We start from the raw sequence: 21,006 nt of genomic DNA on the forward strand, positions 1-21,006 counted from the left end.
TTTGTTGAGGGGCTTATAACATGAGTTATGGCGGTTTCCTTGGAAAAAATGCATTGGCGGTGCATTTCATTCCCACTGTGACCTACGGCTCCCGCCTGCGAAACCTTGATCAAAGATCAAGGCTTGGCAGTTGGGCCGGGCGCGGCACCTGACGGCGCCGCGCGGTCGCGCAAAGGGTCAGAGGATTTTCTGACCTGTCTTGGCCCAGTCGGCCAGGAAGGTTTCCAGACCTTTGTCCGTCAATGGGTGATCGGCCAGTTTCTTGATCACGGCAGGCGGTGCGGTGATCACGTCAGCACCGATACGGGCGCTGTCGGTCACGTGGTTCACGGTGCGGATTGAAGCGGCCAGAATTTCGGTTTCAAAACCGTAATTGTCATAGACCTGACGGATGTCGGCGATCAGATCCATGCCATCAAGGTTGATGTCATCCAGGCGACCGATGAAGGGCGAGATGAAGGTTGCGCCCGCCTTTGCGGCCAAAAGCGCCTGGTTGGTCGAGAAGCAGAGTGTGACGTTGACCATCTGGCCTTCGTCGCTGAGCGTTTTGCAGGTTTTCAGACCGGCCCATGTCAGCGGAACTTTCACGGCGATATTCGGAGCGATCTTGGCCAGCTTGCGGCCCTCGGCGATCATGTCGTCAGCTTCGGTTGCGACAACTTCGGCTGAAACCGGTCCGTCGACCAGATCACAGATTTCCTTGGTCACTTCCAGAATGTCACGACCTGATTTCAGGATCAGCGAGGGGTTGGTGGTCACGCCGTCCACCATGCCCAGATCGTTCAGTTCGGCAATGGCGTCGATCTCGGCTGTGTCTACGAAGAATTTCATGCGGGCAGTCCTTTGATGGGTTGGCCTTGGTCGCGGATGGCTTTACCTCAAAGAGACCCATGCTGGAACCCCCGAGCCCAAGGATATGCGTTGAGCACTCAGGAGTATTTCGACCACGGAGAGCTGGTTGCGGTTCTGACCGCACAACCGCTGGACCGGACGCTGGATTACAAGGCGCCCGAGGGGGGCTGTTTTCTGGGGGCGTTCGTAGAGGTCCCGCTGGGGCCGCGCAAAGTACTGGGTGTCGTCTGGGGGCCGGGACAGGGCGGGTTCGACCTGAACAAGGCGCGATCCGTGATCCGCGTGCTTGAGGTCGCGCCAATGCGCGAAGAAATGCGGCTGTTTCTGGGGAAGGTTGCCGATTACACCCTGACGCCGATGTCCGCGATGTTGCGGCTGGCAACCCGGGCGCCGGGTTTGGGTGATCCGCCGTCGATGCGTAAGGTTTATCGGCTGGGTAATGGCGAGCCGGACCGGATGACCGACGCACGCACCCGTGTGCTGGAGGTACTCCGCAACTATGGCGGGCTGGCGTTCACCCTGAAAGAACTCGCCGAACAGGCCGGAGTGACGTCTTCGGTCGTCAAAGGGTTGGTCAAGCAGGGCGCTGTACGGGAAGAAGATAGCCCGCGCGATTTGCCCTATCCGCATCTGGATCCGGATTTGCCGGGCAAAGCTTTGACCGACGATCAGGCGGCGGCGGTTGAGAAGTTGCAGAAGGGCCAGCGGTCCGGGGAATATGGAACCACGCTGCTTAAGGGCGTGACGGGTTCGGGCAAAACCGAAGTGTATTTGGAGGCTGTTGCCGAGGCGCTGCGGATGGGCCGACAAGCCTTGGTTCTGCTGCCCGAGATCGCTCTGACAGCGGAATTCCTGACACGAGTTGAGGCGCGATTCGGTGCGCGCCCAGCCGAATGGCATTCCGGCGCGACCATGACGGAACGCCGCCGGGTCTGGCGGATGGTCGGGCAGGGGGATGCGCAAATGGTGATTGGTGCGCGGTCAGCTTTGTTCCTGCCGTTTCGCAACCTTGGCTTGGTGGTGGTCGATGAGGAACACGACACCTCGTACAAACAAGAGGACGGCGTGCATTACAGCGCGCGGGACATGGCGGTGCTGCGGTCTGCCATTTGTGGCGGGCGTGTGATTCTGGCCAGCGCAACGCCTTCGCTGGAAAGCTGGGCCAACGCCGAGGCGGGAAAATACGACCGGGTTGATCTGACCTCGCGGTTCGGGGCGGCGGTGTTGCCCGATATGAAGCCCATCGACATGCGGGCCGAACAAATGCAACCGGGGACGTGGATCTCTCCGTCTTTACGGCAGGCGGTGATGCAGCGGATTGAGAAGGGTGAGCAATCGCTGCTGTTTATCAACCGCCGTGGGTATGCGCCGGTGACCCTGTGCCGCGCTTGCGGGGAACAGATTGCCTGCGATCATTGCGACGCGCGGATGGTCGAGCACCGGTTTCTGAAACGGCTGATGTGTCACCAATGCGGTGAGACCAAGCCGATGCCCGAGGAATGTCCCTCATGCGGCGTCGAGGGCAAGTTGGCCCCGGTCGGCCCGGGGATCGAACGGCTGGCCGAAGAGGCTGAGGCGACGTTTCCCGATGCCAAAATCGCGATGCTGAGTTCCGATTTGTTCGGCTCGGCCCGCGCCCTGAAGACTAAGATCGAAGAGATTGCCGAGGGCGATGCCGATATCGTCATCGGTACGCAGTTGGTTGCCAAGGGGCACAACTTTCCCAATCTGACTTTGGTCGGGGTAATCGATGCCGACCTCAGTCTGCACGGGGCAGACCTGCGCGCCGCTGAGCGGACATTCCAGTTGATGCGGCAAGTCGCGGGTCGGGCAGGCCGGGCGGACAAGCCAGGGCAGGCCCTGTTGCAGACGTTCCAGCCCGAGCATCCCGTAATCCGTGCTATTCTTTCAGGTGACGAAGAAGGATTTTGGAAGGCCGAGGCCGCCGGACGGCAGGCGGCGGGTGTGCCGCCATACGGCCGTATGGCAGGGATCGTCCTGTCCGGACCTGAGGTTGGACCAGTTTTTGATATCGGGAATGCAATGGCCCGCAACGATGCGCCGCTGCGCGATATCGGGGCACAAGTTTTTGGCCCGGCTCCGGCGCCTATTGCGCGGATTCGCGGCAGACACCGCGTGCGATTGCTGGTCAAGGCACCCAAGGGCGCACCGATTCAGGACGCGATTGCCCGCTGGATCGCGCCCTTGCGCCTTAAGGGCGACCTGCGTTTGACCGTGGATATCGACCCGCAGAGTTTCTACTGACCTCTGCATCAGCGCAGACCGATTGTGCGCCCGCTGCTTCGCCCTCGCCAAAATCTGAAAATGGGCGTAGAGGAGTCCCATGTTGAAACCGATGCCCCTGTCCGAGGCGCAGAGCCTTCCGTTCTGGCGCCGCCCTGTGACGCTCTTGTTCGTGATGGCGCTGACGATGCCGATTGCCTTCAACGCGTGGAGCGCGCTGTTGAACAATTTCGTCATCGAGGTGGCGAATTTTGACGGAGCCGACATTGGGTTACTGCACACTGTGCGGGAGATCCCTGGATTTCTTGCTGTTGGCGTGATCGCGGTGATCATTTTCGTGCGCGAGCAGGTATTGGCGATGATCTCGCTGATGATGCTGGGCGTGGCAACTGCGTTGACAGCATGGTTTCCCAGCCTTGGTGGGTTGCTGTTTGTCACCCTCTTCAGTTCGATCGGGTTTCACTATTACGAGACAGTAAATCAGTCGCTGCAGTTGCAATGGCTGCCCAAGGACCGCGCGCCACAGGTATTGGGCTGGCTTGTTGCCATGGGGTCAGCCGCGACGGCAGTAGTCTATGGCCTGATCGTTCTGACCTGGGACCGGTTTGATCTGTCCTACAACATTGTATTCATGGCCGCTGGTGGTGTGACCGCCCTGCTGGCGCTGTTCTGTCTGTTCGCCTTTCCGCAGTTTGAATCGCCAACTCCACAGACCAAAAAACTGATCCTGCGTCGTCGCTACTGGCTGTATTACGCACTACAGTTCATGGCCGGCGCGCGGCGGCAGATCTTTGTTGTCTTCGCCGGCTTCATGATGGTCGAGAAGTTTGGGTTTGAAGTGCACGAGCTGACCAGCCTCTATCTGATCAATCTGGTGATCAACATGGCGGCGGCTCCGATGCTGGGTAAGGCTGTGTCGATGTTCGGTGAGCGCCGCACGCTGATCTTCGAATATGCCGGCTTGGCGATCGTTTTTGCGGCCTATGGCGGGATCTACTGGTTTGGTTGGGGCGTGGTACTGGCTGCAACCCTATATGTGATCGACCATGTTCTGTTCGCTTTGGCGCTTGCTCTGAAGACCTACTTTCAGAAAATAGCCGATCCTGCGGACATTGCACCGACGGCGGCTGTGGCGTTCACGATCAATCATATCGCCGCTGTGTTCCTTCCTGCGCTTCTGGGCCTGCTGTGGGTCATCTCTCCCGGTGCAGTCTTTGCACTGGCCGCTGCGATGGCGATGATCTCGTTGGGATTGTCCTTACTGATCCCGCGCCACCCGGAACCGGGCAATGAAACGATCTTGTCGAAATACGCGCCGGCACCTGCCGAATAAGCGCCAATGCTTGACCTTGGCGGGCCATCGCCATAGGCGCTGTGTCAATTGATACAGGAGGCCCCCATGCCCACATTCACTGCGCTGACTACACTGACCGGTAAAAAAGCTGCCGAAGGGCTGGGCGAAGCGATGGAGCGTCTGGATCCGGAACCAACCGGCGTTGGTGTATTCGAGGTCGAGGATGGTTCGGGCCTTTGGGAAGTTGGTGGGTATTTCACCGAAACTCCGGACGAAACCGCTCTGGCCGTTCTAGCCGCCGCGTTTGAGGCCAAGCCTTTTGTTGTGTCAGAACTGCCCGATACGGATTGGGTGGCCCATGTGCGCCGGGAACTGGCTCCGGTCGAGGCCGGACGGTTCTTTGTCTATGGCAGCCACGACGCTGACAAACTGCCCGAGGGACGTATCCCACTACTGATCGAGGCTGCAATGGCCTTTGGCACCGGCCACCACGGCACCACGTTGGGATGCCTAAAGGCGCTGGACCATCTTCTGAGCCAAGGGTTCACGGCGACCAAAGTGGCCGATATCGGCTGCGGCACTGCCGTGCTGGCCATGGCGGCCGCGCGGGTCTGGGAAGGTGAGATCATCGCCAGTGATATCGACGAAGTGGCTGTTGATGTCGCCGAAGCCAACCTGAAGGCCAATGGCATGGCAGGCAAGGTCCGTTGCGTGGAAGCGGCGGGCTTTGACCATCCCGATTTGGGCGCATTCGCACCCTACGATCTGATTTTCGCAAATATCCTTAAGGGGCCACTGGTTGCTCTGGCCCCCGAAATCGCAGCGAATCTGCGCGTCGGTGGGTACGCAATTCTGTCCGGAATCCTTAACGAACAAGCCGATGACGTGGTCTCCGTTTATCTACAAAACGGGTTCAATTTAGAGGAAAATGACCAAATTGGCGAGTGGACGACGCTAATATTAAGCAAACAGGGCTAAATCTGGGCCATTTGCTGGAGCTTTCTGGAGTTTTGCCTCGATTTTGTCGCATTCTGTTTCTACCGTCTTAACCTGGAATCGGGGGGCGGTTTGGAGGCTGCCATGACGGGAAAACAACTGGAATTTGATCAGCGCGTGAATCGCCTGAGTAAGAAGCACGCAAAACTAAGCCGTGGCTATCGCGCGACGATGCGCAAGGACGGGTTGGTTGTGATGAAACCGCAGAGGGTGAAGTCAGCTTTACCCCTTAAGGTTCTACTGATGTGTCTGCTTGGGTTGTTTGCATTCAAGACGTTCTTGCTCACCAGCCTTGGGCCTTCGGGCTATCAATACAGGGTTGACGCATTGAACGAGGGCACCTCGGTTGAACAAGCCGGTGCCTGGGTGATGCAAATCGACCCGGTATCGCTGATGCTTTCGGAACAGCTGGCACGGCTGCTGCCCTGACATCCGGCCAAAGAATCAGAAACGCCGCGCATTCTGCATGCGCGGCGTTCTGCTTTGCCCCCGAGGGAGGGAAGGGGCATATGAGTGGGTGTGTTAAATCTTAACGACGACCATCGGCCACGACGTCAATATCGCCACGGCACAGTCCGATATCTTCCAGCTCGCGATCTGTCAGACCGCTCAGCGTGTTACGAGTAACGCGGGCGTCATTCCATTCGACAACGGCGTTCACGACCGATGCGAAATATGCGCCGATACGGCCGACGAGGCCGAATGAGCCGGTGGTGGTGCGGGTGGTGTCCAGTGCAGCCATATCCTGTTTCCTTCTGGTTTAAGTTTACGTTTTGATCGTTCGATCTGAGCGGCATCTAGTGCCGCCAAATCGGCTGTGCAAGTGCGGAAATTGCAACTGTCCTATGCGTTTTTTGCAAAGCTCTAGATTCATTAGAACCCCTTAATTTATTGGCCATTTTTGCCTCATGAAACGTGTCGATTTCAGACTTTTGACTGTCGCAAACTGGCCGTTTTGTCGCCTGTGAAACAGGTCTGTCGTTTTTGCGCTCTCTGTCAATTCGCTTGGAAAATGTTCACGCTTCGTGCTAATCCGTAAAAAAGATCACAAAAACTCGAGCAGGCCGAGGCGAAATATGCGGATTTTGGGCATTGATCCGGGGCTTAGGACCCTGGGGTGGGGCGTCATCGAATCGCATGGCAGCCGCCTGAGCCACGTCGCCAACGGACTGTGCAAGTCTGACGGGGACGATTTGGGCGAGCGTTTGCTGTCGTTGTACAACCAAATCGTCGAAGTCATTGCAGAACATCAGCCCGATCAGGCGGCCATCGAACAGACCTTCGTCAACAAGGATGGGGCTGGTACGCTGAAGCTGGGTCAGGCGCGTGGTGTGGCGTTGCTAACGCTGGCGCAAGCAGGGCTGCCCGTGGGTGAATACGCGCCCAACCGGGTTAAGAAAACGGTTGTGGGCGTTGGGCATGCCGAGAAAGAGCAGGTTCTTCATATGGTCAAATTGCAACTGCCAGGCTGTAAGCCCAAAGGGGCGGATGCGGCGGATGCGCTGGCGATTGCCATCTGTCATTCATATTACGGCGCAGCGCCGCAGGCGCGCGTGAAAGAGGTGCGGGCATGATCGGGAAACTGACCGGACGATTGGACTATCGCGCAGCGGATCACGTGTTGATCGACGTGCGTGGGGTCGGATACCTCGTTTACTGCTCAGACCGGACTATGGCCGCGCTGCCTGGTGTTGGCGAGGCTGTCTCGATTTACACCGATATGGTGGTGCGCGAGGACCTGATGCAGCTTTTTGGGTTTTTGTCCCTTGTCGAAAAGGAATGGCATCGCCTGCTGTGTTCGGTTCAGGGCGTTGGGGCCAAGGTCTCGCTCGCCATTCTGTCCGCGTTGGGTCCGGATGGGGTCAGCCGGGCCATTGCGCTTGGGGATTGGGGTGCCGTCAAAGCGGCGAAAGGCGTGGGCCCAAAGACGGCACAGCGGATCGTGCTGGATCTAAAAGACAAAGCGCCGGGTGTGATGGCGATGGGTGGGACCGTGACCGAAGCGATGGTCGGCCCCGGATTGGAAGTCGTTGAGTTGTCTGAATCAGCACCAGTGCCCAAACAGGTGGCAAAACCCGCCTCGGGGTCTGCCGCAGCTTCGGCGGGGGCACTGTCAGCTCTTGGCAATTTGGGGTACGGACCGTCTGAGGCGGCCTCGGCCGTGGCCGAAGCGGCCGCCAGCCTGCCGGATGCAGGCGAGGCTGAATTGATCCGGGCGGCGCTTAAGTTACTGGCTCCGAAAGGGTAACTGAATGGTAGACGCCGATCCCACATTGCGCCCCGATCCCTTGCCCGAGGATAACGACCGCGCCCTGCGCCCGCAGGGGCTGGACGAATTCATCGGTCAGGCCGAGGCGCGGGCCAATCTGCGCATCTTTATCCAATCCGCGCGTATGCGGAGCGAGGCGATGGATCACACGCTGTTTCATGGCCCTCCGGGTCTGGGTAAAACGACGCTGGCGCAAATCATGGCGCGCGAGTTGGGGGTGAATTTCCGCATGACCTCGGGGCCGGTTCTGGCCAAGGCGGGTGATCTGGCGGCGATCCTGACCAATCTGGAATCCCGAGATGTGCTGTTCATCGACGAAATCCACCGTCTGAACCCGGCCGTCGAAGAGGTTCTGTATCCGGCGATGGAGGATTTCGAGCTGGATCTGGTGATCGGCGAAGGCCCGGCAGCGCGGACCGTGCGGATTGAGCTGCAGCCGTTTACTTTGGTCGGAGCAACGACGCGGATGGGCTTGTTGACCACCCCATTGCGCGACCGATTTGGCATTCCGACGCGGTTGCAGTTCTACACAGTGGACGAGTTGCACGAGATCGTTACGCGCAACGCCCGCAAACTGGGCGCGCCTGCCGATGATGCAGGCGCCAGAGAGATTGCGCGCCGATCGCGCGGGACCCCGCGGATCGCGGGGCGATTGCTGCGACGGGTGGTGGATTTCGCCATCGTCGAGGGCGATGGACGTATCACCCTGGATCTGGCGGATGGCGCGCTGACGCGGTTGGGTGTGGATAATCTGGGCTTGGATGGTGCCGACCGGCGATACCTCAAGCTGATCGCTGAGAACTATGCCGGTGGTCCGGTCGGGATTGAGACCCTGTCGGCTGCGTTGTCGGAAAGTCGCGATTCGCTGGAGGACGTGATCGAGCCCTATTTGTTGCAGCAAGGTCTGATCCAGCGTACGCCACGCGGTCGGATGTTGGCGCAGAAGGCTTGGACGCATCTGGGAATGGCGGCACCAAAGGGCCAGAGCGATCTGTTTGGTTGAAGCTGAGGCTTTTAGATTTTATGCCTTCGGCGAGAGTACTTTCGAAAAGATGAAGGATTGGGCGTGACCCCCGAAGACATTCAGTCGTTGTTCACCCGTGAAAGCGGAGAGTTTCTGTTCGCGCGTTGGGGTCGGCCCATCGTGCCCATCGTCTTTGGGGTCGAGGATGAAACCCTGAACACCGTCAAGGGCGCATTCGAGGCCGTGGTCAGCTTGGCCGATCATAAGATGGCTGAAACGGATCCGGAACTTGGTGCGAACTGCATGGTTTTCTTTTTCCGCGACTGGAAGGAACTGCTGGAAGTTCCCGATCTGGATCGACTGGTTCCCGATCTTGCGCCGTTAGTCGACCGACTGATCGCGGCGGATGCAAATCAATACCGGGTGTTCCGCTTTGAGGAAGACGGTGCGATCCGGGCCGCGTTTGTTTTCCTGCGAATGGACGAAGAGCTGTCCAAGGTTCCGGCCGAGACACTGGCACTTAGTCAGGTAGTGCAGACCATCCTGTTGTGGTCCGACACCGCGTTTCGAACGCAGTCGTCGCTGGCGGTCGCGGGCGAGGCGACGATCTTGCGCCCGGAGATCGCCGGGTTGATCCGCGCAGCATACGATCCGGTTTTGCCGGGAGCCTCACAGGATCCGGCGCATGCTTTGCGACTGTTCGCACGGTTGCAGCCGCAGTCTTAGGACCGATAGAGGCTATCTACGATTTGGATTCGTTTCGGTGTTGAAAGGCAGTCAACAGGTCGCCTCCCGCGTCGTAAAAGGCATCACTACCCACCAAATCCGTAACCCCGTATCTGTCCAGCTCTGACCGCACGTGGGGGTCGACCAGTAGGAAAACCATCTTGATGTTCTTTGCCTGCAGGATCTTTAGAACATTGCGCAGCGTATAGCCTGCCGTGAAATCCACGTCATCAATGGCCGAAGCCTCGATACAGAACCAACGTACTTTGTTATCTGAATCACGGGTGATTGTCGCAATCTCATCCGAAAGCCGCTGTGCATTCGCGTAATACAGGCTGTGAGAGAAGCGATAGATTACAAGCCCGGGTTCGAATTGGTTCGGTGCAGTAATGGGTTTCGAATGCCAACCACCGTCTTTGGTTTTGACGATCACTGAATTTTTGGGGCGGTACCCACGGCGGGTATGGTCGATCAATGACAGCACCATTGCAAAGATGATGCCTTGTTCGACCCCAACGATAACGACAACTGCAGCCGTGGCGACAGCAATCCAGAATTCGGACCGGGCTTGCCTGTAGATTGCAATCAGGCCTTTCAGGTCGATAAATTTCACACCGATCAGAAACACGACGGCAGACAGCGCCGCATTGGGCAAGTAGGCAAGTGGGCCTGTCAAGAAGAGGATGACCACCAAGACGATCAAGACGGTCGTCAGTTGTGCCACCTGACTGCGGCCACCGGCGCTAGCCACCATCTCGGTTTTTGTCGGGCTGCCATTTACAACGAATGTGCCCGTGAAGGCTGCCCCAAGATTGGCCAGACCCAGCCCAACAAGGTCGGTGTTCTCGCTGAAATTTTCTTCGTAACGTGCCGCGTAGGCCCGCGAGGTCGCGGCGCTTTGGGCCAGTATCACAACGAAAATGGACAGCGCGGTTGGCAGCAGTTGTTTGAACAGCGTCCAGCTCCAATCCACGTTTGGGATCGACAGCGCTGGCAGGCCGCTGGGAACCGAGCCCAGTACTGCGATGCCGGACGCCGAAAATTGAAAGGCCCAGCTGCATAGTATCACCCCGAGTATGGCAAACAGCGGGCCGGGCAGTTTTGGGGATAGACGACGGCATCCGACAACGATCAGCAGAACTGCTGCTGAAACCGCCAATGTGGGCCAGCTTGTCTGACCAATGCTCTGAAAGACTGCCTGTAGCTTGGCAATGGTCCCGTGACCGTCGCTTTCGATCCCCAAAAGCCCCGGGATTTCACCGGTTGCGACCTGAATGCCCACGCCTGTCAGGAACCCGACAAGAACTGTCCGGGATAGGAAATCAGCCAAAAACCCCAAGCTGATGAGGCGTGCGGCAATCAGCAGAACAGCTGCCATCAGCGCCAACAGGGACGCCAACGCCAGATACTCGGACGAACCCGACACTGCATGCCAGCCAGGGCCGAGGCCGTAATCGCCGCCGTGGCAGAATCCGCACCCACCACAAGATGGCGGGACGAACCGAACAGCGCGAACAGCGCCATTGGGAGAAGGATGGTGTACAACCCAGTCACAACCGGCGTGCCTGCGATTTTGGTATAGCCCATGACCTCGGGGATCGCGAGGCAGGCAAAGGTCAGGCCCGCCAAAATTTCCGAAGGCAAGGTCGCGCGGTTGAACGGCAAGATGCCCTGAAGGACTGGAAGAAAGAACATCCTCTCTTCTTTTGGTCCTTTAGCCATTGAAACTCCTGTCGGATTCACTTGGTATGTGTGAAAGCCTAGAGGGCAAATCTTCGAATTTCGATAGCGGACTTGGGAAGGTGGTAACTTTGTCCCCACTAGGGATTGCAGGAACCGCGGCAACCATGCATCTGTTTCAAAGCAGGATTTGCCCCGCGCGTTACATATTTGAGAGACCGGACCTGATATCATGGCCAATGAAGCTGATGCGCCCCACAAGCATATCTTTCCGATCCGGGTTTACTATGAAGACACCGATATGGGCGGGGTCGTATACCACGCGAATTACCTCAAGTTTATCGAACGCGCGCGATCTGACTATGTGCGCCGTCTGGGCAATGACCAGAACGCGATGCGCGATGGCGGGATCGTCTGGGTCGTGCGCCGGATCGAAGCCGATTACGTCGCGCCCGCGAAGTTCGATGATGAGCTGATCGTTGAAACTTGGCTGTCGTCAATCTCTGGTGTGCGGCTGACCATGGGCCAGTTGGTCAAGAGGGGGGAGACCGAGATCTTCCGCGCCTCGGTGACTGCTGTTTGCATGAATGCGCAGGGCAAGCCGGTCCGCCTTCCGGCAGAGATTCGCGCATCGATGTAACAATTTGTCGGTCTGGGGTGGTTATGTTGGCTTTTCGTAACCAACTGCGATAGCGTTTGGAAAAACAAGGCCAAACGAACGGCCGTCAGGCAAAAACAAAGAGCAGGTTCATGGAAGCTGAAACGCTGGCGCTGGCGCAGGAGATCGATTTCTCCATGTGGGGGCTGTATGCCCGCGCGACCTTTGTCGTCAAACTGGTGATGTTGATGCTGATCGCTGCATCCATCTGGTCTTGGGCGATTATCATTCAGAAATTGATCAACTATCGCGCGGCCCGCCGCGAGGCGCAGGTGTTTGACGAGGCCTTCTGGTCCGGCAACCCGCTGGATGAGCTGTTCGAACATATCGGATCGCAGCCCGACGGCAGTTCCGAGAAGATTTTCGCCGCTGGCATGATCGAATGGCGCAGGTCGCACCGAACGGATGGCGGGCTGATCGCGGGGGCCACTGCGCGGATTGATCGTTCCATGGATGTCGCGATCGCCAAAGAGTCCGAGACACTGCAAAAAGGTTTGCCCATTTTGGCGACGGTCGGCTCGACCGCGCCATTCATCGGCCTTTTCGGGACCGTTTGGGGCATCATGAACGCTTTTATCGAGATTGCCGAGCAGCAAAACACCAACCTAGCCGTTGTGGCACCCGGCATTGCCGAGGCGCTTTTGGCCACGGGCCTGGGTCTGTTGGCTGCGATCCCGGCGGTAATTTTCTACAACAAGCTCAGTTCAGACAGTGATCGGATCGTGGGTGGCTACGAGGCTTTTGCCGACGAGTTCGCCACCATCCTGTCTCGTCAGTTGGACAGCTAAGATGGGTGCGGCGGTTCAGCAGAATGGAGGCGGGAACGGGCGCAGACGCGGCCGTCGTCGCGGGCGCGCCCAGCCGATGGCTGAAATCAACGTGACACCGTTTGTAGACGTCATGCTGGTGTTGCTGATTATCTTTATGGTGGCGGCGCCGCTGCTAACTGTTGGCGTGCCGGTGGACCTGCCCAAGACGGCGGCAAGCGCGTTGCCGGGCGATAACGAAGAACCGCTGACGGTTACGATGACTGCAGAAGGGCGCGTTCAGATTCAAACCACCGATGTTGCCCGCGAAGAGTTGATTGGCAAGCTGCGCGCCATTGCGGCAGAACGCAGCAGTGACCGGGTGTTCCTGCGCGCGGATGGTGCGATCCCTTACGCGCAGGTGATGCAGGTTATGGGTGCGCTGAATGCAGGTGGGTTTTCCAATGTGGGGCTGGTGACTGACACCGGCGGTCCTGCGCTGGACGATGGTGGAGAGTGAGGCCGCGCGGTGGATACCGGCACCAAGATCTCGGCAATTGCCCATGTCAGTTTGATTTCGTGGGCTCTGTTTGGCGGCACCTTCCGGTCCGAACCATTGCCTATGCCTGTTCAGGATATCTCGGTGATTTCTGCCGAACAGTTCGCAGCACTTACGGCACAGAGTGAGGCACCCGAGTTGCCGACGCCAACCGCCCTGCAACAGCCCGACACACCTGAGGAGGAAATCCCCACCCCTGAGCCGGTAGAAGAGGAACCTCCGACTTCAGAAGTTTCAGAACCAAGTGAACCAGAGCCTGAGCTGGAGCCAGAACCGCTGCCCCCCCCACCTGAACCGGTCGTGATCGAACAGCCCCCCGAATTGGTCCCCCCAGAACCCGAGGCCGTCGTTTTGCCCACCCCGCCAGGGCCCGAGGCACAGCCGCGGCCTGCGGATAAAGTAGCGCCTGAACCTGTCGCGCCGCCGCCGCCCGAGGCCACGCCAGATGATATTGAATCCCCGGCTGTATCGCTGGACGAGGGAGCTGAAACTCAGCAAGAACAGCAGGATCAAACGGCACCCGAAGAGGCCACGGATGAAATCGTGACCGAGGCGGAAGAAGCCAAGGAATATGCGCCGCACAGCTCTCCGCGCCCGCTGGTGCGACCGAACCGGCCGACGCCGCCGGCGCAACCCGAAGTGGCCGAGACCGAAGAACCGACCGAACCAGAGCCCGCGCCAAGTGATGAAACCGCGATCAACGACGCACTGGCCGAGGCGCTGGGGCAGAGCAGCGAGCCGTCTGGTCCACCCCTGACTGCGGGTGAGAAGGATGCTATGCGACTAGCTGTGTCGAAGTGCTGGAACGTTGGTTCCCTGTCCACGGACGCACTGCAAACGGTCGTTGTGGTCGGGTTCTCGCTGACACCAGATGGCAAGGTGCTCGGCGGTACACTGCAAATGATCGACAGTTCCGGCGGGACTGACGCGTCTGCAAGACAAGCCTACGAGGCCGCCCGGCGAGCGATTTTGCGCTGCGGGGCCAAAGGATACACCCTGCCTGCTGACAAATACGAACAATGGCGGGATATTGAGATTACATTCAATCCCGAGAGGATGCGGATCAAATGATGAGATTTCTGACCAGCCTGTTGCTTGGCCTGACAATTTTGGCGGCGCCTGTGTATGCACAAAGCGGACCGTTGCGTCTTGAGCTGGATCAGGGGATTATCGAACCCCTGCCTTTTGCGGTGCCAAATTTCGTGCCCGACGGGCCAGCAGCCACACAATACGCAAACGACTTATCGCGCGTCGTAGCGGCGGATCTGACGGGAACCGGACTGTTCCGTGAAATTTCTTCAGACGCGTTCATCAGTCGGGTCAGCAGTTTCGAAGCCCCTGTGCAATTTGCCGATTGGAAGGCCATCAATGCTGAAGCCCTAGTGACGGGGGCAGTCAATGTCTCGGGCAAACGGCTAACGGTGCGATTTCGCGTTTGGGACGTATTCTCGGGTCAGGAATTGGGCAATGGTCTGCAGTTTTCCGGCACCACAGATGGCTGGAGGCGCATGGCACACAAAGTGGCCGATCAGGTTTACACCCGAGTGACCGGCGAGAGCGGTTACTTTGACAGCCGCGTCGCGTTTGTGTCCGAAAGCGGCCCCAAGAACCAGCGTCTGAAACGGCTGGCAATCATGGACTACGACGGCGCGAACGTTCAGTACCTCACCGACAGCGCCGCGATTGTTCTGGCGCCACGCTTTTCGCCCTCGGGCGATCGGCTGTTGTACACAAGCTATGAAACCGGTCAGCCGCGCATTTATGTTTTGGACGTTGATCGCGTCAAACGGACCGAATTGAAGACACAAGACGGCACCATGAGCTTTTCGCCACGCTTTTCGCCCGACGGCCGTTCCATTCTGTATTCGTTGATTCAGGGCGGCAACACGGACCTTTGGAAAATGGATCTGGCCTCGGGGCAAAGCGTGCGGCTGACGAACACACCTGCCATTGAGACTGCGCCCAGCTATTCTCCGGATGGGTCGCAGATCGTGTTTGAAAGCGACCGCTCTGGCACACCTCAATTGTACATCATGCCCTCAAATGGCGGAGAGGCGACCCGCATCAGCTTTAAGCAGGGGCGTTATGGCACACCTGTCTGGTCGCCGCGTGGGGACCTGATCGCCTTTACCAAGCAGAACAAGGGTCGGTTCCATATCGGTGTTATGCGGACGGATGGCAGCGAGGAACGCCTGCTGACCTCGTCCTTCCTGGATGAAGGGCCAACATGGTCGCCGAATGGTCGCGTCATCATGTTCACCCGTGAATCGCAGGGCGCAAGCGGTCGGGCGACACTGTATTCGGTGGATATCTCGGGTCGGAACCTGCGCCCGGTGCGTACACCGGATGGTGGCAGCGATCCATCCTGGGGACCACTGCAGAAGTGATCGGGGCAGGGGGTTGGAAAAGTTCACATATTTCCTGCACTGTGATAACAGAGACAGCAATAAAGCAATAAAACGACGAGGCACCTGAAATGAATGTATTGGGCAAAGTCATAGCATTGGGCGCGTTGGGCATAATGGCCGCTTGCACCAACAACGATCCTTCGGCATTGGGCGGTGGCGCAGGGGGTAATGGTTCGATCCTGCCGGGTTCGCCCAGCGATCCCCGCTCTCCAGCCTATTTCCAGCAAACCGTGGGGGACCGCGTGTTGTTTGAGGTCGATCAATCGACCCTGACCGCGCAAGCACAGACGATTTTGCAGGGGCAGGCAGACTGGCTGCTGGCCAACACTGATTTCGTCGCCACGATCGAAGGGCATGCGGACGAACAAGGCACTCGAGAGTATAACCTCGCTCTGGGCGCGCGACGTGCAAACGCGGCGCGTGAATACCTTATTTCCCGCGGCGTTGCGGGTAACCGTTTGACTACTGTCAGCTACGGTAAGGAACGCCCGATCGAGATTTGCAGCACCGAGGAATGCTATTCCAAAAACCGCCGAGCGGTGACGGTTCTGACCGGTTCAACTTTGGGGTAAGATGATGCGAATTGCAGGATGGGTTCTGGCTGCGGTCATGGCGACCGCAGGCGTGGCAAGTGCACAGGATCAGCAAACTCTGGCGGATATCCGACAGGAGCTGACGGTGCTGCACGTCGAAATACAGCGCCTCAAGCGCGAGTTTTCAACCACCGGATCTCCGGCACCCAATCTGGCTGGCAGTTCCGTTCTGGAACGTGTTGACGCCATTGAGGCTGAATTGCAGCGCCTGACTCGGCAAACCGAGCAGTTGAACCAGCGTGTGCAGAACATCGTCACTGACGGGACCAACCGGATCGGCGATCTGGAATTCCGGTTGGTGGAACTGGAAGGCGGCGATCTCAGCACGCTTGGCGAGACGTCGACCCTGGGTGGCGAAACCGAAATCACCGCTACGGCCCCCGCAACACCAGCAAACCCGACGGCACCGGCCCCGACTGAGCAAAGTGAACTTGCAGTGGGTGAGCGCGCGGACTTTGATGCCGCATCACAAGCGCTAGCAGATGGCAACTATCAGGCCGCAGCGGAGCAATTCGCCACATTCGAAACCTCGTATCCCGGCAGTCCGCTGGCCCCCGAAGCCAACCTGAAGCGGGGGCGCGCGCTTGTTGGGATCGGTGACACGCGTGAGGCCGCGCGGGCCTTTCTGGCCAGCTTTACCGGCGATTCCGAAGGTGCATTCGCACCCGAGGCGCTGTTTGAGTTGGGCTCGGCGCTGGGGCGTCTGGGTCAGACCGATCAGGCTTGCATCACTCTGGGCGAGGTGGGCGTGCGGTTCCCGTCTTCGGCCTCGGCCACCAATGCCACACAGGAAATGGCAAGCCTGGGCTGTTCTTGACCGAAAACGCTGAAGAACTGCGCGCCGAGATTCGGGCGCGTTTGCCGCGAACCCTTCCATCGCGTATGGGTGTGGCTGTCTCTGGCGGGGGCGATTCTGTCGCCCTGCTTTTGCTATTGAATGATATTGCCCAAAACGAGCAGGTTAAGCTGTTTGCGGCAACCGTTGACCACGGTTTGCGCCCCGAATCCGCGGACGAGGCGCAGGGGGTGAGCGAGCTTACCGCGCGTTTGGGTATCTCGCATCAAACGTTGAAATGGACAGGGTGGGCCGGTCAGGGGAACCTTCAGGATCAGGCCAGACAGGCGCGCTATCGGCTGTTGACCGAATGGGCCGGCGATAATGACATCCACGCGATTGCGTTAGGCCACACAGCGGATGATCAGGCCGAAACCTTCCTGATGCGACTGGGCCGCGCTGCTGGTGTTACGGGCCTATCGGGCATGCCAGTTGAACGGGAATTGGATGGCGTGACGATGTTGCGACCGATGCTGGGTATAACAAGGCAAGCATTGCGTGGCTATCTGTCTGGTGAGGGAGTTGGCTGGATCGAAGATCCCTCGAATCAGGACCTCCGGTTTGACCGGATCAAGGCACGGCAGGCCTTGTCTGACCTCAAGGATTTGGGGATCACGGCCAGTTCTTTGACCCGAGTCGCAGAAAACCTTGCGCAGGCGCGTGAGGCGTTGGAGCGTTTTACGCAGGAATCCGCCCGAAAAATCGCCGTGGTGGAAACCGGTGATGTTTGCTTGGATCGCACCGCCTTTCAGTCTTTGCCGCAGGAAATCCAGCGCCGGCTTGTGATCGGCTGCATCGCATGGATTGCCGGAGCGGGGTATCCACCACGCCAAACGTCGGTGGATCAGGCTGTGAAGGCCGTTGAAGAAGGTATCGCTACGTCGATCAATGGCTGTTTGTTTGTCCCAAAGGTCAATAAAACGTGGATTTGCAGAGAGCTAAACGCCGTTCAGGGCGAAATCGCGCGCCCTGGCGAGCCGTGGGACAAACGCTGGATTCTGTCAGGACCTTCGACTGCTGGTGTACAAATCCGACCATTAGGCGAGCAAGGCCTGCCTAGGGTTCCAGCTTGGCGGGACTTGGGTAAGCCACGTCAGGTCTTGTTGGCCTCACCCTCTGTTTGGCTGGGGGATGAACTGGTGTCAGCTCCAACCGCCAGATTGTTGAATGGATGGACGGCTGAATTGGCCCCCGGAACGCCCGAGTTTCATTCTTCTTTTTTATCGCATTGAACCTCCTTGAATCATCTCTATTTTATAGAGCAACCCGGCAGACCCCCATCTGCCGAAATCTTTTGGGAGACTTTCCTTGGGCAACGCTCGTAACATCGCCTTCTGGGTCGTTCTGTTTTTGCTGATCCTTGCACTGTTCAATTTGTTCAGCGGACCAGGCGGGACACTTCAGAGCAATGAAAGAACTTATTCTGATTTCGTAACCGCCGTTCAAGCCGACGAAGTCAAGAATGTGACCCTGGATGGCGAACAGATTCGCTATACCACGCAAAGCGGTGCCAACTATGTCACCATCAAACCCGGCGATGCCGAGGTCACCAAACTGCTGATCGACGAGAACATTCCGGTTCGCGCCGAGAAACAGCAGCAATCCGGTTTCCAGTCGTTCCTGATCACGCTGCTGCCGTTCCTGCTGCTTATTGGTGTCTGGGTCTATTTCATGAACCGGATGCAAGGCGGTGGAAAAGGCGGCGCGATGGGCTTTGGCAAGTCCAAGGCCAAGATGCTGACCGAAAAGCATGGCCGCGTGACATTTGACGATGTCGCAGGCATCGACGAGGCCAAGGAAGAGCTGGAAGAGATCGTGGAATTCCTGCGCAACCCGCAGAAGTTCAGCCGTCTTGGCGGCAAGATTCCGAAAGGCGCGCTGCTGGTTGGCCCTCCGGGCACCGGTAAAACGCTGCTGGCCCGTGCGATTGCGGGTGAGGCGGGTGTGCCGTTCTTTACCATCTCAGGCTCTGACTTTGTTGAGATGTTCGTGGGTGTTGGTGCATCCCGTGTGCGTGACATGTTCGAACAGGCCAAAAAGAATGCGCCCTGTATTGTGTTCATCGATGAAATCGACGCCGTGGGTCGCCATCGTGGTGCCGGATATGGCGGCGGGAACGACGAACGCGAACAGACGCTCAACCAGTTGCTGGTTGAGATGGACGGGTTCGAAGCCAATGAAGGCGTGATCATCCTGGCGGCCACTAACCGTAAGGACGTTCTGGACCCTGCGCTGCTGCGCCCCGGTCGTTTTGACCGCAACGTGACTGTCGGCAATCCCGACATCAAAGGCCGTGAGAAGATCCTGGGCGTGCACGCGCGCAAGACACCTCTGGGTCCCGATGTCGACCTGCGCATCATCGCGCGTGGTACTCCGGGTTTCTCGGGCGCTGATCTGGCGAACCTCGTGAACGAGGCCGCACTGATGGCGGCGCGCGTTGGCCGTCGCTTTGTCACCATGGAAGACTTCGAGAACGCCAAAGACAAAGTGATGATGGGGGCCGAGCGCCGCTCGATGGTGCTGACGCAAGACCAGAAGGAAAAGACCGCCTATCACGAATCTGGTCACGCTGTCGTCGGTTTGTCGCTGCCGCTGTGCGATCCGGTCTACAAGGCGACTATTATTCCGCGCGGTGGCGCATTGGGTATGGTGGTGTCGTTGCCGGAAATGGACCGTCTGAACTATCACCGCGACGAATGCGAGCAAAAGCTGGCCATGACCATGGCAGGCAAAGCCGCCGAGGTGATCAAATACGGTGAAGACCACGTCTCAAACGGTCCCGCCGGTGACATCATGCAGGCCAGCCAGTTGGCGCGTGCCATGGTGATGCGCTGGGGTATGTCTGACAAAGTCGGTAACATTGATTATGCCGAGGCGCATGATGGCTATTCGGGCAACACTGCTGGCTTCTCGGTTTCAGCGCATACCAAAGAGCTGATCGAGGAAGAGGTGAAACGCCTGATCCAGCAGGGTTATGAGCGCGCGCACAAGATCCTGTCCGACAAGATCGAGGAGTGGGAACGTCTGGCGCAAGGCTTGCTGGAATACGAAACTCTGACCGGGGATGAGATCAAGCGTGTCATGAATGGCGAATCGCCGACCGATGGTGATGACGAGGGTGACAAGCCGGATGAGGGCAGCGCGCCCAGCGTTACGGCCATTCCCAAGACAAAGGTCAAAAAGACCCCGCCCGACGGTGGGATGGAGCCGGAACCTTCGGCATAAAGAAATCAGACCCGGGCTAAGTCCCGGGTCTTTTCTTTTCAGCTTTTCATTTGGCCCGGTCTGACTTTTAGTACGATTTTGACGGCCCGCAGCCGAAGGGGATTTCAAATGCCGGTATTGCAAGAAACAGAATTCACGGGTGAAGTTGTTTGGCTGGGTCATGTGCCCGCGGGTGGTTCAATCCGGGCCAAAGCGGTCGATGTTTTGGATCTGGATTTCTCAGGGGACAAAGGCGAACGGCACGAGGGTCTCAACCGGGCCTCATGTGTCAGGGTCAAGAATCTGTATCCGCAAGGCACTGAAATCCGCAACGTGCGCCAATTGTCTGTTCTGTCCGCCGAGGAAATGGATTCCACCGCCAACGAGATGGGGCTGGATCGGTTGGACCCGTCGTTTCTGGGCGTCAGCATCTTGTTGCGCGGCATTCCGGACTTTACACATCTTCCGCCATCCTCGCGTTTGCAGGGCCGCGACGGTGTCACGATAACCGTGGATATGGAAAACCGTCCCTGCGTCATTCCTGGGCGTGAGATCGAAGCCGATCAACCCGGGTACGGGGCGTCCTTTAAGCCCGCAGCACAGGGCCGAAGGGGTGTGACCGCGTGGGTGGAACGACCCGGACAGCTGCGGTTGGGGGACCAGATGAGCCTGTTCGTGCCAGATCAGCGGGCTTGGGCGCCCTAAGCGTCAAGCGTTTTCGATTTGAAACCGGTGAAATGACGCTACGCCGTTTCATGGCATGAATATGTCGGAATCTCTATCCATCGGGATTGTACACAACGGTATGGATTGACCAGCACCGGCCCAGCTGCGCCGGTTTGCAGGGAATTCAACCGGGGGTTTTGCCCAATGAGCTATAAATCGGACATTGAAATTGCGCGCGAGGCGCAGAAGAAGCCTATTCAGGAAATTGGCGCTAAGATTGGCATCGATTCTGCTGATCTGCTGCCCTATGGC

The 21,006-nt window shown here is 58.3% G+C and carries 23 protein-coding genes; 19 read left to right on the forward strand and 4 right to left on the reverse strand.

What is annotated here, in order from left to right; genetic code table 11:
• Positions 1–177: 177 nt before the first annotated feature.
• Positions 178–831: a fructose-6-phosphate aldolase gene (gene fsa / locus DK510_RS13920; protein WP_050603155.1), complete on the reverse strand. Its 654-nt coding sequence runs from the start codon at positions 829–831 to the stop codon at positions 178–180.
• A gap of 90 nt (positions 832–921) precedes the next feature.
• On the opposite strand from fsa, the gene DK510_RS13925 reads away from it, so the two are divergent.
• The 4 genes from DK510_RS13925 to DK510_RS13940 all read left to right on the forward strand — a co-directional run bounded on the left by DK510_RS13925 (position 922) and on the right by DK510_RS13940 (position 5,815).
• The gene (locus DK510_RS13925; RefSeq protein ID WP_109312598.1) at positions 922–3,117 is read left to right on the forward strand and encodes a primosomal protein N'; all 2,196 of its coding nucleotides are present in this window, start codon (positions 922–924) and stop codon (positions 3,115–3,117) included.
• Positions 3,118–3,196: 79 nt separating this feature from the next.
• A complete protein-coding gene (locus DK510_RS13930) occupies positions 3,197–4,429 on the forward strand; it encodes an MFS transporter (protein ID WP_109312599.1) in 1,233 nt (410 codons plus the stop codon).
• Between the two features lie 66 nt (positions 4,430–4,495).
• Complete coding sequence (locus DK510_RS13935; RefSeq protein WP_109312600.1) at positions 4,496–5,368, forward strand: 50S ribosomal protein L11 methyltransferase; 873 nt, start codon at positions 4,496–4,498, stop codon at positions 5,366–5,368.
• Positions 5,369–5,470: 102 nt separating this feature from the next.
• Positions 5,471–5,815, forward strand: a complete 345-nt coding sequence (locus DK510_RS13940) for a hypothetical protein (RefSeq protein WP_109312601.1) — start codon at positions 5,471–5,473, stop codon at positions 5,813–5,815.
• 100 nt (positions 5,816–5,915) lie between these two features.
• Here the strand turns inward: DK510_RS13940 and DK510_RS13945 are convergent, their stop codons facing one another.
• Complete coding sequence (locus DK510_RS13945; protein ID WP_109312602.1) at positions 5,916–6,128, reverse strand: DUF1127 domain-containing protein; 213 nt, start codon at positions 6,126–6,128, stop codon at positions 5,916–5,918.
• A gap of 334 nt (positions 6,129–6,462) precedes the next feature.
• On the opposite strand from DK510_RS13945, the gene ruvC reads away from it, so the two are divergent.
• The 4 genes from ruvC (at position 6,463) to DK510_RS13965 (ending at position 9,345) form a co-directional block, all read left to right on the forward strand.
• A complete protein-coding gene (ruvC, locus tag DK510_RS13950; RefSeq protein ID WP_058273216.1) occupies positions 6,463–6,960 on the forward strand; it encodes a crossover junction endodeoxyribonuclease RuvC in 498 nt (165 codons plus the stop codon).
• Positions 6,957–7,634 (forward strand): Holliday junction branch migration protein RuvA, encoded by a 678-nt coding sequence (gene ruvA, locus DK510_RS13955; protein ID WP_109312603.1) that lies wholly within the window; start codon positions 6,957–6,959, stop codon positions 7,632–7,634. Before ruvC ends, ruvA begins: the two co-directional genes overlap by 4 nt.
• Positions 7,635–7,638: 4 nt before the next feature.
• Entirely contained in the window at positions 7,639–8,658 is a 1,020-nt protein-coding gene (gene ruvB / locus DK510_RS13960) for a Holliday junction branch migration DNA helicase RuvB (protein WP_109312604.1), read from the forward strand.
• Between the two features lie 63 nt (positions 8,659–8,721).
• A complete protein-coding gene (locus DK510_RS13965) occupies positions 8,722–9,345 on the forward strand; it encodes a hypothetical protein (RefSeq protein WP_109312605.1) in 624 nt (207 codons plus the stop codon).
• Between the two features lie 16 nt (positions 9,346–9,361).
• On the opposite strand, the gene DK510_RS23520 is transcribed toward DK510_RS13965, so the two are convergent.
• Positions 9,362–10,771, reverse strand: coding sequence for a SulP family inorganic anion transporter (locus DK510_RS23520; RefSeq protein ID WP_200833242.1), 1,410 nt, complete (start codon positions 10,769–10,771; stop codon positions 9,362–9,364).
• Positions 10,723–11,067 (reverse strand): SulP family inorganic anion transporter, encoded by a 345-nt coding sequence (locus DK510_RS23525; protein WP_200833243.1) that lies wholly within the window; start codon positions 11,065–11,067, stop codon positions 10,723–10,725. Before DK510_RS23525 ends, DK510_RS23520 begins: the two co-directional genes overlap by 49 nt.
• Before the next feature lie 190 nt (positions 11,068–11,257).
• Between DK510_RS23525 and ybgC the strand changes: the two genes are divergently transcribed.
• The 11 genes from ybgC to DK510_RS22830 form a co-directional block, all read left to right on the forward strand.
• Entirely contained in the window at positions 11,258–11,665 is a 408-nt protein-coding gene (gene ybgC, locus DK510_RS13975) for a tol-pal system-associated acyl-CoA thioesterase (RefSeq protein WP_109312606.1), read from the forward strand.
• A gap of 110 nt (positions 11,666–11,775) precedes the next feature.
• Positions 11,776–12,471 carry a protein TolQ gene (gene tolQ / locus DK510_RS13980; RefSeq protein WP_058273221.1) on the forward strand — a complete coding sequence of 232 codons (696 nt, stop codon included), beginning with the start codon at positions 11,776–11,778 and terminating at the stop codon, positions 12,469–12,471.
• A gap of 1 nt (position 12,472) precedes the next feature.
• Complete coding sequence (gene tolR, locus DK510_RS13985) at positions 12,473–12,949, forward strand: protein TolR (protein ID WP_109312607.1); 477 nt, start codon at positions 12,473–12,475, stop codon at positions 12,947–12,949.
• A gap of 9 nt (positions 12,950–12,958) precedes the next feature.
• Positions 12,959–14,059 (forward strand): energy transducer TonB, encoded by a 1,101-nt coding sequence (locus tag DK510_RS13990; RefSeq protein WP_109312608.1) that lies wholly within the window; start codon positions 12,959–12,961, stop codon positions 14,057–14,059.
• Complete coding sequence (tolB, locus tag DK510_RS13995; RefSeq protein WP_109312609.1) at positions 14,056–15,375, forward strand: Tol-Pal system beta propeller repeat protein TolB; 1,320 nt, start codon at positions 14,056–14,058, stop codon at positions 15,373–15,375. Before DK510_RS13990 ends, tolB begins: the two co-directional genes overlap by 4 nt.
• Positions 15,376–15,464: 89 nt before the next feature.
• Positions 15,465–15,968: a peptidoglycan-associated lipoprotein Pal gene (pal, locus tag DK510_RS14000; protein ID WP_109312610.1), complete on the forward strand. Its 504-nt coding sequence runs from the start codon at positions 15,465–15,467 to the stop codon at positions 15,966–15,968.
• A gap of 4 nt (positions 15,969–15,972) precedes the next feature.
• Entirely contained in the window at positions 15,973–16,806 is an 834-nt protein-coding gene (gene ybgF / locus DK510_RS14005; protein WP_109312631.1) for a tol-pal system protein YbgF, read from the forward strand.
• A complete protein-coding gene (gene tilS, locus DK510_RS14010; protein WP_109312611.1) occupies positions 16,803–18,056 on the forward strand; it encodes a tRNA lysidine(34) synthetase TilS in 1,254 nt (417 codons plus the stop codon). Before ybgF ends, tilS begins: the two co-directional genes overlap by 4 nt.
• A gap of 76 nt (positions 18,057–18,132) precedes the next feature.
• The gene (ftsH, locus tag DK510_RS14015; RefSeq protein ID WP_109312612.1) at positions 18,133–20,049 is read left to right on the forward strand and encodes an ATP-dependent zinc metalloprotease FtsH; all 1,917 of its coding nucleotides are present in this window, start codon (positions 18,133–18,135) and stop codon (positions 20,047–20,049) included.
• A 108-nt stretch (positions 20,050–20,157) separates the two neighbouring features.
• On the forward strand, positions 20,158–20,733 hold the full coding sequence (locus DK510_RS14020; protein ID WP_109312613.1) for a sulfurase: 576 nt from the start codon (positions 20,158–20,160) through the stop codon (positions 20,731–20,733).
• 165 nt (positions 20,734–20,898) lie between these two features.
• On the forward strand, positions 20,899–21,006 hold a 108-nt coding region (locus tag DK510_RS22830; RefSeq protein WP_160116508.1), incomplete at its 3' end, for a formate--tetrahydrofolate ligase.

The sequence above is a fragment of the Ruegeria sp. AU67 genome, assembly GCF_900312795.1.
GTDB lineage: Bacteria > Pseudomonadota > Alphaproteobacteria > Rhodobacterales > Rhodobacteraceae > Ruegeria > Ruegeria atlantica.

Coding starts and splice junctions, on each gene's coding strand:
- tolB (WP_109312609.1), top strand. CDS start 14,056: ATGATGAGATTTCTGACCAGCCTGTTGCTTGGCCTGACAATTTTGGCG.
- DK510_RS14020 (WP_109312613.1), top strand. CDS start 20,158: ATGCCGGTATTGCAAGAAACAGAATTCACGGGTGAAGTTGTTTGGCTG.
- ruvC (WP_058273216.1), top strand. CDS start 6,463: ATGCGGATTTTGGGCATTGATCCGGGGCTTAGGACCCTGGGGTGGGGC.
- ybgC (WP_109312606.1), top strand. CDS start 11,258: ATGGCCAATGAAGCTGATGCGCCCCACAAGCATATCTTTCCGATCCGG.
- ruvA (WP_109312603.1), top strand. CDS start 6,957: ATGATCGGGAAACTGACCGGACGATTGGACTATCGCGCAGCGGATCAC.
- tolQ (WP_058273221.1), top strand. CDS start 11,776: ATGGAAGCTGAAACGCTGGCGCTGGCGCAGGAGATCGATTTCTCCATG.
- ybgF (WP_109312631.1), top strand. CDS start 15,973: ATGCGAATTGCAGGATGGGTTCTGGCTGCGGTCATGGCGACCGCAGGC.
- fsa (WP_050603155.1), bottom strand. CDS start 831: ATGAAATTCTTCGTAGACACAGCCGAGATCGACGCCATTGCCGAACTG.
- ruvB (WP_109312604.1), top strand. CDS start 7,639: ATGGTAGACGCCGATCCCACATTGCGCCCCGATCCCTTGCCCGAGGAT.
- tolR (WP_109312607.1), top strand. CDS start 12,473: ATGGGTGCGGCGGTTCAGCAGAATGGAGGCGGGAACGGGCGCAGACGC.
- DK510_RS13935 (WP_109312600.1), top strand. CDS start 4,496: ATGCCCACATTCACTGCGCTGACTACACTGACCGGTAAAAAAGCTGCC.
- DK510_RS13940 (WP_109312601.1), top strand. CDS start 5,471: ATGACGGGAAAACAACTGGAATTTGATCAGCGCGTGAATCGCCTGAGT.
- pal (WP_109312610.1), top strand. CDS start 15,465: ATGAATGTATTGGGCAAAGTCATAGCATTGGGCGCGTTGGGCATAATG.
- DK510_RS13930 (WP_109312599.1), top strand. CDS start 3,197: ATGTTGAAACCGATGCCCCTGTCCGAGGCGCAGAGCCTTCCGTTCTGG.
- DK510_RS13945 (WP_109312602.1), bottom strand. CDS start 6,128: ATGGCTGCACTGGACACCACCCGCACCACCACCGGCTCATTCGGCCTC.
- DK510_RS23525 (WP_200833243.1), bottom strand. CDS start 11,067: ATGGCTAAAGGACCAAAAGAAGAGAGGATGTTCTTTCTTCCAGTCCTT.